The sequence below is a fragment of the Bradyrhizobium sp. SZCCHNS3002 genome (genome assembly GCF_032377435.1).
GTDB lineage: Bacteria > Pseudomonadota > Alphaproteobacteria > Rhizobiales > Xanthobacteraceae > Bradyrhizobium.
Map to the genome: position 1 here is coordinate 13410 of NZ_JAUHHY010000011.1, position 12829 is coordinate 26238.

Annotated in this window: 8 protein-coding genes and 1 pseudogene; 4 read left to right on the forward strand and 5 right to left on the reverse strand. The window is 67.1% G+C overall.

Annotation, left to right across the window (positions count from 1 at the left end; all coding sequences use genetic code 11):
* Window positions 1-53: 53 nt before the first annotated feature.
* Complete coding sequence (locus tag QW845_RS23005) at window positions 54-947, reverse strand: dioxygenase (protein ID WP_315803816.1); 894 nt, start codon at window positions 945-947, stop codon at window positions 54-56.
* Window positions 948-1079: 132 nt separating this feature from the next.
* On the reverse strand, window positions 1080-2288 hold the full coding sequence (gene pcaF / locus QW845_RS23010) for a 3-oxoadipyl-CoA thiolase (protein WP_315803817.1): 1209 nt from the start codon (window positions 2286-2288) through the stop codon (window positions 1080-1082).
* 247 nt (window positions 2289-2535) lie between these two features.
* Here pcaF and mutS point away from each other — a divergent pair, with 247 nt between their 5' ends.
* Window positions 2536-5280, forward strand: coding sequence for a DNA mismatch repair protein MutS (gene mutS, locus QW845_RS23015; RefSeq protein WP_315803818.1), 2745 nt, complete (start codon window positions 2536-2538; stop codon window positions 5278-5280).
* Between the two features lie 327 nt (window positions 5281-5607).
* On the opposite strand, the gene QW845_RS23020 is transcribed toward mutS, so the two are convergent.
* From QW845_RS23020 to QW845_RS23030, 3 genes and pseudogenes are all read right to left on the reverse strand, one after another.
* Complete coding sequence (locus tag QW845_RS23020) at window positions 5608-6411, reverse strand: hypothetical protein (RefSeq protein WP_315803819.1); 804 nt, start codon at window positions 6409-6411, stop codon at window positions 5608-5610.
* Between the two features lie 214 nt (window positions 6412-6625).
* On the reverse strand, window positions 6626-7141 hold the full coding sequence (locus QW845_RS23025; protein ID WP_315803820.1) for an OsmC family protein: 516 nt from the start codon (window positions 7139-7141) through the stop codon (window positions 6626-6628).
* A gap of 57 nt (window positions 7142-7198) precedes the next feature.
* A pseudogene (locus QW845_RS23030) lies at window positions 7199-7553 on the reverse strand (ABC transporter ATP-binding protein); the annotation flags it as partial.
* Window positions 7554-7797: 244 nt separating this feature from the next.
* Between QW845_RS23030 and QW845_RS23035 the strand changes: the two are divergent.
* From QW845_RS23035 to QW845_RS23045, 3 genes are all read left to right on the forward strand, one after another.
* Window positions 7798-10593, forward strand: coding sequence for a [protein-PII] uridylyltransferase (locus QW845_RS23035; RefSeq protein WP_315803821.1), 2796 nt, complete (start codon window positions 7798-7800; stop codon window positions 10591-10593).
* A gap of 93 nt (window positions 10594-10686) precedes the next feature.
* Complete coding sequence (locus QW845_RS23040) at window positions 10687-11052, forward strand: DUF1304 domain-containing protein (RefSeq protein ID WP_315803822.1); 366 nt, start codon at window positions 10687-10689, stop codon at window positions 11050-11052.
* 308 nt (window positions 11053-11360) lie between these two features.
* Entirely contained in the window at window positions 11361-12587 is a 1227-nt protein-coding gene (locus QW845_RS23045) for an ABC transporter substrate-binding protein (protein ID WP_315803823.1), read from the forward strand.
* Window positions 12588-12829 lie beyond the last annotated feature (242 nt).

Consider the following 12829-nt stretch of genomic DNA (forward strand, 5'->3'; position numbering starts at 1 on the left):
CCGTCCCTTCAGGATTGCAGCTTAGCCCACACTAGCATGGATGTGCCGAAGCGCTACTTGATCGGCGCGCGCGGCAGCACGGTATCGCCGGCTTCCATGCGATAGACATGATCGAGCGAATACCATGGCGCAGTGACGTCGGGCTCGGTCGGATGCGGTCCATCGTGGCGAATGAAGTTGCCGAGCAGCGCCTTGGTGACGCCGAACTGCACGTCGCTGTCGATGTGCGGGTCGTTGGGGTCGTAGACCTGCGAGATCAGGACCTTGAAGCCGGGCTTGACGATCAGCGCATGCAGATGCGCCGGGCGATAGGGATGGCGGCCCTGCGCCTTCAGGAGACGGCCGACGACGCCGTCGGTCGGGATGGGGTAGCCGACCATCATCACCGAGCGAAACCAGAAGCGGCCGTCGGCGTCGGTCACGAGCTTGCCGCGCAGGTTCATGTCGGCCTGCTCCGGATCCTGGTTCTCGTAATAGCCGACCGGCGAGGCGTGCCAGACGTCGATCTCGGCGCCGGCAATCGGCGCGCCCCTCGGATCGACCACGCGCCCGTGCACGAACAACGCCGGACCCGGCGTCGCCGAACGCACGATCGAGCCGCCGTTCTCGGTAACAGGCGAATTCAGCCGCCAGAACGGGCCAAGCAGCGACTGCGCCGTCTCTGTGTTGCCGCCATCGCCATTGTTGAGCAGGCAGACCAGCGGCGAGACGCCGAGCGAGCCGGCCATCAGCACGACTTCGTTATGCGTGTCGTTGGTGCGCTGTCCGAGCTCGGCAATGATGGCGGCGGCTTCGCGAAATTCCGCCTCGGTCAGCCTGACATCGCGGACGAAGCCGTGCAGGTGCTTGATCAGCGACACCATGATCTCGCGCAGCCGCGGATTCTCGGTGCGCTCCATCACCGCCAATACGGCCGGCGTGACGTCCTGTTCGCGGGAGATGGTCATGGCGGCGCTCTCCGCTGTTTCCCCTCATGGTGAGGAGGCGCGAAGCGCCGTCTCGAACCATGAGGCCAGTGCCGGGCCTCATCCTTCGAGACGCCCGCCAAGAGGCGGGCTCCTCAGGATGAGGGTTTGGGATCAGTTGATCATCTCGACCGCCAGCGCGACGCCCTGACCGACGCCGACGCACATCGTGGCCAGCGCACGCTTGCCGCCGCGCACCTCAAGGCCGTGCACCGCGGTCATCGCGATGCGCGCGCCGCTCATGCCGAGCGGGTGTCCCAGCGCGATGGCGCCGCCATGCGGGTTGACGAAATCGGCGTCCTCGGCGACGCCGAGCTGGCGCAGGCAGGCGATGCCCTGGGAGGCGAACGCCTCGTTGAGCTCGATCAGGTCGAAATCGCTGATCTTCAGGCCGAGCCGCTCCATCAGCTTGCGCACCGCCGGCACCGGGCCGATGCCCATGATGCGCGGCGGCACGCCGGCGGAGGCCAGACCGAGCACGCGCGCGCGGGGCGTGAGGCCGTGCTTCTTCACCGCCGCTTCCGAGGCGAGAATCATGGCGGCGGCGCCGTCATTGACGCCGGAGGCGTTGCCGGCCGTGACCGTGCCGGGATTGCGCACGATCGGCTTCAGCTTGGCGAGGCCTTCGAGCGTGGTCTCGGGGCGCGGATGCTCATCCTTGTCCACCGTCACAGGGCCGGCCTTGCCGCCGGGCACCATGACCGGCGTGATCTCGGCGGCGAAATAGCCCGACGCGATCGCCTTTCCGGCGCGCTGCTGGGAGCGGATCGCGAACGCGTCCTGGTCGGCGCGCGAGACCTGGAATTCCTCGGCGACGTTCTCGCCGGTCTCCGGCATGGAGTCGACGCCATACTGCTGCTTCATCAAGGGATTGATGAAGCGCCAGCCGATCGTGGTGTCGAAGATCTCGGCCGAGCGCGAGAACGCTTCCGTCGCCTTGCCCTGCACGAACGGCGCGCGCGTCATGGATTCGACGCCGCCGGCGATCGCCAGATCGACCTCCCCGGCGCGGATCGCACGTCCCGCCGCGCCGACCGCGTCGAGGCCGGAGGCGCAGAGACGGTTCAAGGTCTGGCCGGGAATGGAATCCGGCAGGCCCGCGAGCAGCAGCGCCATGCGCGCGACGTTGCGGTTGTCCTCGCCGGCCTGGTTGGCGCAGCCGAAGAACACCTCGTCGACCGCGGCCCAGTCGAGATTCGGATGCTTGGCCTTGAGCGCCTTGAGCGGGGTGGCCGCGAGATCGTCGGTGCGCACCTTGGCCAGCGCGCCGCCGAAGCGGCCGATCGGAGTCCGCACCGCATCACAAATGAACACGTCTCGCATCGCTCTCTCCCGAACTTTCGTGTTTCTGGTCAGAATTGACGGCGGTTTTAGGAGTGCCCTGGAGGCAGGTCAAATGACGGGGACGCGGGGTGCTATGCGCCGACATGCGCACGGCCCGGAATGACGAGAGGAGAGAGCGGCGCCCCTCACAAGCGGTCGATCAGGGCAAGAATCGCCATCGTGGAAAACCGGGACATCGCCTGCAAAGCGGTAGGACCGTCCGGGCAAATTGGCTAGTTTCCGCGCCATGACGATCCAGCAGCCCATCTCCGCCCCGGTTCCGCAAGAGTCGACACTCGGCGCCGCGCCCGCCGAGGCGCCGGCCAAGCTCACGCCGATGATGGAGCAGTATCTCGACATCAAGGCAGCGCATCCGGGGCTGATGCTGTTCTACCGGATGGGCGACTTCTACGAGCTGTTCTTCGAGGATGCGGAGGTCGCCTCGAAAGCGCTCGGCATCGTGCTGACCAAGCGCGGCAAGCACCTGGGCCAGGATATCCCGATGTGCGGCGTGCCGGTGGAGCGCTCCGAGGACTATCTGCATCGCTTGATCGCGCAAGGCATCCGCGTCGCCGTGTGCGAGCAGATGGAGGATCCGGCGGCGGCGCGGGCGCGCGGCAACAAGAGCGTGGTCAAGCGCGGCGTGGTGCGCGTGGTGACGCCGGGCACCTTGACGGAAGACAATCTGCTCGACGCGCGCGCCAACAACTATCTGCTGGCGATCGCGCGCAGCCGTGGCTCGTCCGGCGGCGACCGGCTCGGGCTCGCCTGGATCGACATCTCGACTTCGGACTTCATCGTCACCGAATGTGCCTTTGTCGAGCTCACGGCGACGCTGGCCCGTATCAACCCGAACGAGGTCATCGTCTCCGACGCGCTGTATTCGGACGCGGCGTTCGAGCCTGTGCTGCGCGAGCTTACCGCCGTGACGCCGCTGACCCGCGACGTGTTCGACGGCGCCACCGCAGAGCGGCGGCTGTGCGACTATTTCGCGGTCGCGACCATGGACGGGCTCGCGGTGCTGTCGCGGCTGGAGGCGACCGCCGCCGCTGCCTGCGTCACCTATGTCGAGCGCACGCAAGTGGGCCAGCGCCCGCCGCTGGCGCCGCCCACGCGCGAGGCGACCGGCAGCACCATGGCGATCGATCCCGCGACCCGCGCCAATCTCGAGCTGACGCGCACGCTCGCCGGCGAGCGGCGCGGCTCGCTGCTCGACGCGATCGACTGCACGGTGACCTCGGCCGGCTCGCGCCTCCTCGCGCAACGCCTCGCTGCGCCGCTGACCGAGCCCGCGCAGATCGGGCGAAGGCTCGACGCGGTCAACGTTTTCGTTGCCGATAGCGCCGCGCGCGAGGACATCCGCTCGATCCTGCGCGGCGCGCCCGACATGACCCGCGCGATGGCGCGGCTCTCGGTCGGCCGCGGCGGCCCGCGCGATCTCGCCGCTCTACGCGATGGCATCCTCGCCGCCGACCAGGCGCTGGAGCGGCTGTCGGCGCTCGACCAGCCGCCGCAGGAGATCGCCTCGGTGATGGCCGCGCTGGTGCGGCCGGCGCGCGCGCTGGCCGACGAATTCGCCCGCGCGCTCGACGAGCAGCTGCCGCTGATCAAGCGCGACGGCGGCTTCGTTCGATCAGGCTATGATGCGACCTTGGACGAGACGCGCAATCTGCGCGACGCCTCGCGGCTCGTCGTCGCCTCGATGCAGGCGCGCTACGCCGACCAGACCGGCGTCAAGGCGCTCAAGATCCGGCACAACAACGTGCTCGGCTATTTCGTCGAGGTCACCGCGCAGCACGGCGACAAGCTGATGACGGCACCGTTGAACGCGACCTTCATCCATCGCCAGACGCTGGCCGGCCAGGTGCGTTTCACCACGTCGGAGCTCGGCGAGATCGAGGCCAAGATCGCCAATGCCGGCGAGCGCGCGCTCAATCTCGAGCTCGAGATCTTCGACCGGCTGTGTGCGGCCGCGCTCGCGATCGGCGACGATCTGCGCGCCGCCGCGCATGGCTTTGCGATGCTGGATGTCGCCACCGCCCTCGCCAAGCTCGCGGTCGACGACAACTACGTCAGGCCCGAGGTCGATGGCTCGCTCGGCTTTGCCATCGAAGGTGGCCGCCATCCGGTGGTCGAGCAGGCCCTGAAGCGCGAGGGTCAGCCGTTCATCGCCAATTCCTGCGACCTGTCGCCGACGCCGGGACACAAGAGCGGCCAGCTGTGGCTGCTCACCGGTCCGAACATGGCGGGTAAATCGACCTTCCTGCGTCAGAACGCGCTGATCGCCTTGCTGGCGCAGATCGGCAGCTTCGTGCCGGCGAGCCGCGCCCGCATCGGCATCGTCGACCGGCTGTTCTCGCGCGTCGGCGCCGCCGATGATCTCGCGCGCGGACGTTCGACCTTCATGGTCGAGATGGTCGAGACCGCCGCGATCCTCAACCAGGCCGGCGAGCGCGCGCTGGTGATCCTCGACGAGATCGGACGCGGCACCGCGACCTTCGACGGCCTGTCGATCGCCTGGGCGGCGATCGAGCATCTGCACGAGAGCAACCGCTGCCGCACGCTGTTCGCCACGCATTATCACGAACTCACCGCGCTGGCCGCCAAGCTGCCCCGGCTGTTCAACGCCACGGTGCGGGTCAAGGAATGGCAGGGCGACGTGGTGTTCCTGCACGAGGTGCTGCCCGGCTCCGCCGACCGCTCCTACGGCATCCAGGTGGCGAAGCTCGCCGGTCTCCCCCCGGCGGTGATCAGCCGCGCCAAATCGGTGCTGGCGAAGCTGGAGGCTCAGGACCGCGGCCAGAGCGCGCGTGCGCTGGTCGACGACCTGCCGCTGTTCGCGGTGCCGTCGCGCGCGGCCGTGGAGCCTGCGATGTCGAAGGAAGCGGAAGAGCTGATCGCCGCGGTCAAGGCGCTGCATCCCGACGAGATGACGCCGCGCGAGGCGATGGACGCGCTGTATCGGCTGAAGGCGAAGCTGCCGCGCAACTGATTTGTTTCTCCGTCATTCCGGGGCGCGCATCAGCGCGAACCCGGAATCCATCTCTCGTCAGCGCACGCGGCCCAATGGATTCCGGGCTCGCGCTTCGCGCGCCCCGGAATGACGGCGGTGGGCTGGGAGGCGGCTGCTCCAGACTGTCCGTCATTGCGAGGCGCCCCCGCGCCGAAGCAATCCAGAGTCCCACCTGAGCCCTGGATTGCTTCGCTTCGCTTGCAATGACGGCGGAGAGAGCCGTAGGATGGGCAAAGACGCGCAGCGTCGTGCCCACCATGTCGAGCACGTGGCGCAGAGTGGTGGGCACGCTGCGCTTTGCCCACCCTACGCGACCCGCCTCGCCGCCTTCCGCCGACCCAGCCACCACAGGCCGAGATTCCAGCCGACGCAGGTTGCGAGCGCGCCGCTCAATCCCACTGTAGCGCCCAAATGCAGGCTGCCGAGATGCAGCACGACGACGGCGAGCGAGAAGCCGATCAGGCCCCAGGCACCGTTGGCCAGCACGGCCGCGGTCGCGGGTCCGCCGATGCGCGGCTGCAGGATCAGCATCATCGAGGTGAAGACGATCGGAAACAGCGCCAGGATGCCGGAGACGCTCGGGCCGGCCCAGCCCGACACCGAGGTCACGGTCGCAACCAGCGTCGCGACCAGCGAGGCGCGTAAGGGAACGTCGTACCAGCGCCGTGTGATCAGCGGCATCTTTGCATGACGGTAGCGCGCGAGCTGCGGCAGGCAGATCGCAAAGGTCACGACGTTGGCAGCGATGCCCATCGACAGTGTCCACTCGACGCTCTTGATTAGGGCGGCGAGACCAAGCCACACCGCGACGGCGGTGGCGCTCGCCACCCCCACGCTGTGGCGCTGCGCCAGCACGGCATAGGCGAGACTGAGGAAGATCGTCGCGGCATTGATCGGCAGGCTGGTCAGCGCGCCCTGCGCGATGAAGGCGGCGTCGTGGTCGAGCGCGAGGAACACGTAGGTCGGCCCCGCCGAGATCGGCAGGGTCGCGACCAGCGCGCCAATGACGGGTCCCGTGCGCTCGGCGATCATCGACGCCGAGACCACGAATGACGCGGCGATCGCCATGCGCAGGGCCAGCAGCAGCAGGAAGGAAGGATCGAGGGACATCAGCTCATGCCGCAGCGGCGGTGGGCTCCCTCTCCCGCTTGCGGGGGAGGGCCGGGGTGGGGGCGCGGCTCGGGTGGTGCACGTCGTGTGGAGAGAATTCCCCCACCCGCCTCGCATCTGCGATGCGACCTCCCCCGCGCGCGGGGGAGGCGCAGACCGAGCGCGCCTCGCCGGCTCGCGCTCACCAACGGCGGGACACAGAATGAACGAAGGGCTACGCCGCCACCCGCTTCAGACTGACCGACACCTTCGGGCCGTTCTTGATGGTCTGATAGACCACGCAATAGCGCTCGGTGAGCTTGAGCAGCAGGTCGAGCTTGTCCTGCGGGGCGTCGGTGTCGACCTCGAAGCGCAGGCGGATCTCCTGGAAGCCGACCGGGGCCTCCTTGTCGACGCCGAGCGTGCCGCGGAAATCGAGATCGCCTTCGGCCAGCACATGGCCGCTCTTGAGCGGCACCTCGACCGCGGTCGCGACCGATTTCAAGGTGACGCCGGCGCAGGCGACCAGCGCCTCCAGCAGCATGTCGCCGGAGCACAGCTCGAGCCCGGAGCCGCCGGTTCCCGGATGCAGACCAGCCACGGCAAGCGCGCGCCCGGTCTCGAGCTTGCAGGTCAGCCCCTCCTGCCCGACCTCACCCTTGGCCTTCAAGGTGATCACGGCGGCGGACGGGTCGGCCTTGTAGCGTTCCTTGATCGGCGCCTGCATGGCGCGCAGCTCGGCAGCATCCATTTGTCGTTCTCTCCCGGATTTATTTCAGACGAGATGTACCGGGACCGGCTGCCGCTGTCACCACCACAGGCCGCCGCCGGGCTCACCCCTGCCCTGCGCGTCCGGCATCGTCCGGTCGAGCGAGCGGTCCAGCGCGGTTAGCACGTGGCGCTTGAAGTGGTCGAACAAGGGCGCGTTGCGGTCCCGCGGCCGCGACAGATTGATGGTGATCTCCTCGAACAGCCGGCCGGGATGCGGCCGCATCACCAGCACGCGGTCGGCCAGCACGAGTCCAGAGATCGAGAAGATGATCCTGCAGGTCCTTGCGGGTGAGGGCGTCGAGCGCCGAGAACGGCTCGTCGCGGCAGAGCGCACGCGCGCCGCAGACCTCATTCACCGGCTCGGCCGCGCGTAAAGCGTCGCCCCCCAGTAGAACCACGGCCGCAACCGCAGCAAATCCGCGGCCCCGACAATCACCCGTCGCAGCTCCCTTGGAGCCTCGGAAATCTCTCTTTTATTACAATAGTTTATTCCGGAAGCGCGCGAGAATTGCTTTTCCTTTCGACGGCGCGGTTCAGAACGATCATCATCCCGTGACCACCGATGACAGCATGGATCGATTGTTGCATTGGAAGTTTCGTGACAGCACAGGCCTTGTTCGATATCCGGTTGCAGCCATGGACAGCGTCGCCCCCCATTCCCACCCTGATAGCATTTCCGATTTCGACAGCGCCGGCATCGCGGCTGCGGTCGACGCGCTGGCCGCGCAGCATTCGGGACGCGAGGACATGTTCCGCGCGGCCGTGGTGCAATTCCTCAAGGCCGAGCTGGTCAAGGCGCGCGCGGCGGCCCAGGCGCAACTGCTGAAGGACCGCCACGGCCGGCGCTGCGCCGAGCAGCTCTGCTTCGTGCAGGACGAGATCATTCGCATCCTCTACGCCGCGGCCACCCAGCACCTTTATCGCTCGCAGGTGCCGAGCGGCGCCGAGCGCATGGCGGTGGTCGCCACCGGCGGCTATGGCCGCGGCCTGATGGCGCCGGAATCCGACATCGATCTGCTGTTCATCCTGCCCTACAAGCAGACCGCCTGGGGCGAGCAGGTGGCCGAAGCCATCCTGTATTCGCTGTGGGACATGGGGCTGAAGGTCGGCCACGCGACCCGGTCGGTCGACGAGTCGATCCGCCAGGCGCGCGGCGACATGACCATCCGCACCGCCATCCTGGAGACGCGTTATCTCGCGGGCGACCGGCCGCTCTATGACGAGCTGGTCGCGCGGTTCGACAGCGAGGTGGTGCAGGGCACCGCCGCCGAATTCGTCGCCGCCAAGCTCGCCGAGCGCGAGGAGCGGCATCGCCGCGGCGGCCAGTCGCGCTACCTGGTCGAGCCCAACGTCAAGGACGGCAAGGGCGGCCTGCGCGACCTGCACACGCTGTTCTGGATCGCCAAATACGTCTACCGCGTGCGCGAGACCGCCGAGCTGGTCGAGCGCGGCGTGTTCGACGCGCATGAATACCGCACCTTCCGGCGCTGCGCGGACTTCCTGTGGTCGGTGCGCTGCAACCTGCATTTCGTCAGCGGGCGTCCGGAAGAACGGCTGTCGTTCGACCTGCAGCGCGAGATCGCGGTGCGGCTGGGCTACACCAGCCATCCCGGCATGCAGGATGTCGAGCGCTTCATGAAGCACTACTTCCTGGTCGCCAAGGAGGTCGGCAATCTCACCGCGATCCTGTGCGCCAAGCTCGAGGACCAGCAGGCCAAGCCGGCGCCGGTGCTGAGCCGGATGATCTCGCGCCTGACCACCGGCTCGACCTGGCGGCGCGTGCCGGAGAGCGACGACTTCATCGTCGACAACAACCGCATCAACCTCGCCGCGCCCGACGTCTTCAAGCACGATCCGGTCAATCTGATCCGCATCTTCCGGCTGGCGCAGAAGAACAACCTCGCCTTCCATCCCGACGCGATGCGTGCGGTCACGCGCTCGTTGAACCTGATCAACACCGAGCTGCGCGACGATCCCGAGGCCAACCGGCTGTTCATGGAGATCCTGACCTCCAACGATGCCGAGGTCGTGCTGCGGCGGATGAACGAGACCGGCGTGCTCGGCCACTTCATTCGCGCCTTCGGCCGCATCGTCTCGATGATGCAGTTCAACATGTATCATCACTACACGGTCGACGAGCACCTGATCCGCTGCATCGGTTTCCTGCAGGAGATCGAGCGCGGCGGCATCGACGAGTTCACCCTGGCCTCCGACCTGATGCGCAAGATCCGGCCGGAGCACCGCGCCGTCATCTACATCACCGTGCTGCTGCACGACGTCGCCAAGGGCCGCCCCGAGGATCATTCCATCGCCGGCGCCAAGATCGCGCGCCGGCTGTGCCCGCGGCTCGGCTTCAACAATGCCGACACCGAGCTGGTCGCCTGGCTGATCGAGGAGCACCTGACGATGTCGACGGTGGCGCAGTCGCGCGACCTGTCGGACCGCAAGACGATCGAGAATTTCGCCGCGGTGGTGCAGTCCGTCGAGCAGATGAAGCTGCTGACCATCCTGACCACCGCCGACATCCGCGGCGTCGGCCCCGGCGTCTGGAACGGCTGGAAGGCGCAACTGCTGCGCACGCTCTATTACGAGACCGAACCGGTGCTGACCGGCGGCTTCTCCGAGGTCAACCGCGCCAAGCGCATTACCGCGGCGCAGGCCGAATTCCGCAACGCCTTCACCGACTGGCCCGACGACGAGCTCAACACCTATATCGGCCGGCATTATCCGGCCTACTGGCTCAAGGTCGAGCTGCCGCGCAAGATCCGCCATGCCCGCTTCGTGCGATCGAGCGAGGATGCGGGACACAAGCTCGCGATCAATGTCGGCTTCGATCCGGCCCGCGCCGTCACCGAACTGACGATTTTCGCGATGGACCACCCCTGGCTGCTATCGATCATCGCAGGCGCCTGCGCCTCGGCCGGCGCCAACATCGTCGACGCCCAGATCTACACCACGACCGACGGGCGCGCGCTCGATACCATCGCGATCTCCCGCGAGTATGAGCGCGACGAGGACGAGGGCCGGCGCGCGACCCGGATCGGCGAGACCATCGAGCAGGTGCTGGAAGGCAAGCTGCGGCTGCCCGACGCGGTGGCGCGGCGCACCACGCGCGGCAAGCAGCACAAGGCGTTCTCGGTCGAGCCGGAAGTGACCATCAACAATCAGTGGTCGGAGCTCTACACGGTGATCGAGGTCTCCGGCCTCGACCGCCCCGGCCTGCTCTACGAGTTGACGACGGCGATCTCGAAGCTGAACCTCAACATCGCCTCCGCCCATGTCGCCACCTTCGGCGAGCGCGCCCGCGACGTGTTCTACGTCACCGACCTCCTGGGCGCGCAGATCAACGCGCCGACCCGGCAGGCCGCGATCAAGAGCGCGCTGCTGCATCTGCTGGCGAACGACGACGCGGCCGCTCAACCGGCGGCATGAAGGACCATCGCGCGGCCCTGAGCCGCTCGGAGCCGATTTGAAGAAGGGGACCGGCACCAGCGCCGGCCCACGCAGGCTTGGGGGAGCCGAACCATGGCATTGATTGCAGACATCGTCGTCGGGCTGATCGGCCTGCTGCACGTCTACATTCTCGTGCTGGAGATGTTTCTCTGGACCAAGCCGGCCGGCTTGAGGGCGTTCAACAACACGCCGGAGCGCGCGGAGCAGACCAAGGTGCTCGGCGCCAATCAGGGCCTCTACAACGGCTTCCTCGCCGCCGGCCTGTTCTGGGGCCTGGCCCACCCGACGCCGGCCTTCGCGTTCCAGATCAAGATCTTCCTCCTGCTCTGCGTGCTGGTCGCCGGGCTTTACGGCGCGGCCACCGCGAGCCGCAAGATCCTGTTCATCCAGAGCGTGCCGGCCGCGATCGGCCTCGTGCTGGTCTGGCTCGCGGGCTGACCATCGAGTCTGCGGCCGTCCTTCGAGACGCCGGCCTCCGGCGGGCTCCTCAGGACGAGGGCGGAATTCGCGGCGCAATCTCCACCCTCATGGTGAGGAGCGCCGCCTTTGCGGCGCGTCTCGAACCATCAGGCCAATGCTCTCGCCTAAAGGCGACGAAATCAGCACACGCCCCCGCCCCGCGGAACCGCCCCACCCGCGCTCCCCTCGCCTTGCGTCCGCCAAGCCGTTCCTCCACACTGCCTTCCAGCGATGGCGCCCATTGGGCAGACCAGCCGCACAACAAATCAGGAGGAACGATAGACCCCATGCGACAGGGATATTTCCGTCTTGCAGGGGCGGCCGCTCTGGCCGTCACCCTCTCCGTCACGTCAGCCTCGGCCCAGAAGAAGTACGATCCCGGCGCTTCGGATACCGAGATCAAGATCGGCCAGACCGTGCCGTTCTCGGGTCCCGCCTCGGCCTATGCCTCGATCGGCAAGACCCAGGCCGCCTATTTCAACATGATCAACGAGCAGGGCGGCATCAACGGCCGCAAGATCAAGCTGATCCAGTATGACGACGCCTACTCGCCGCCGAAGGCCGTGGAGCAGGTGCGCAAGCTGGTCGAGGACGACGAGGTGCTGCTGACGTTCCAGATCATCGGCACGCCGTCCAACGCCGCGGTCCAGAAATACCTGAACGCCAAGAAGGTGCCGCAGCTGTTCGCGGCCACCGGCGCCACCAAGTTCACCGATCCGAAGAACTTCCCCTGGACCATGGGATACAATCCCAACTACTTCACCGAGGGCCGCATCTACGGCCAGTACATTCTGAAGGAGCACCCCAATGCCAAGGTCGGCGTGCTCTATCAGAACGACGATCTCGGCAAGGACTACCTCAACGGCATCAAGGCCGGCCTCGGCGACAAGGCGGCGACGATGATCGTGTCCGAGGCCTCCTACGAGGTCTCCGACCCCACCATCGACTCCCAGCTCCTCAAGCTCAAGGCGGCCGGCGCCGACCTCTTGTTCTCGGCCGCGACGCCGAAGCAGGCGGCGCAGGCGATCAAGAAGCTGCACGAGCTCGACTGGCATCCGGTGCACATCGTCGACATCAATGCGACGTCGGTCGGTGCGGTGCTTCAGCCGGCCGGTCTCGAGGCGTCCAAGGGCGTGATCTCGGTCAATTACGGCAAGGACCCGCTCGATCCGCAGTGGAAAGACGATCCGGGCATGAAGCGCTATTTCGAGTTCATGGCCAAGTATTATCCTGAAGGCGACAAGAACTCGAACTTCAACACCTATGGCTACGGCAACGCCGAGCTGCTGGTGACCATCCTGCGCATGTGCGGCGACAATCTCACCCGCGAGAACGTCATGAAGCAGGCGACGTCGCTGAAGGATGTCGTCGGCGACCTGTCGCTGCCGGGCATGAAGATCAACACCTCGCCGACCGACTACCGCGTCAACAAGCAGTTGCAGATGATGAAGTTCAACGGTGAGCGCTGGGAGCTGTTCGGCCCGATCCTGGAGGACAAGGGCGCGGCAGGTTAGCACTGCTCAACGTCGTTCCGGGCGGCGCGCAGCGACGAACCCGGAACCTCGAGATTCCGGGTTCGCGCTCCGCGCGCCCCGGCACGACGTGATCGACATCGAAGGTGCGGGGCTGCGCGAGGGCGCGGCCCCGTTTTGCGTCGCGGCACGGATTGCGCCGGTTGGTCGCTCCCTGAAACGTTGCCTTGTCGACTTGCTTCCTCCACACTCGCGTGCAGCGATGGCGACATAACAACCAGGAA

Excerpts from the sequence above, each read along its gene's own strand:
- QW845_RS23005 (WP_315803816.1), bottom strand. The coding sequence starts at position 947 with ATGACCATCTCCCGCGAACAGGACGTCACGCCGGCCGTATTGGCGGTG.
- pcaF (WP_315803817.1), bottom strand. The coding sequence starts at position 2,288 with ATGCGAGACGTGTTCATTTGTGATGCGGTGCGGACTCCGATCGGCCGC.
- mutS (WP_315803818.1), top strand. The coding sequence starts at position 2,536 with ATGACGATCCAGCAGCCCATCTCCGCCCCGGTTCCGCAAGAGTCGACA.
- QW845_RS23020 (WP_315803819.1), bottom strand. The coding sequence starts at position 6,411 with ATGTCCCTCGATCCTTCCTTCCTGCTGCTGCTGGCCCTGCGCATGGCG.
- QW845_RS23025 (WP_315803820.1), bottom strand. The coding sequence starts at position 7,141 with ATGGATGCTGCCGAGCTGCGCGCCATGCAGGCGCCGATCAAGGAACGC.
- QW845_RS23035 (WP_315803821.1), top strand. The coding sequence starts at position 7,798 with ATGGACAGCGTCGCCCCCCATTCCCACCCTGATAGCATTTCCGATTTC.
- QW845_RS23040 (WP_315803822.1), top strand. The coding sequence starts at position 10,687 with ATGGCATTGATTGCAGACATCGTCGTCGGGCTGATCGGCCTGCTGCAC.
- QW845_RS23045 (WP_315803823.1), top strand. The coding sequence starts at position 11,361 with ATGCGACAGGGATATTTCCGTCTTGCAGGGGCGGCCGCTCTGGCCGTC.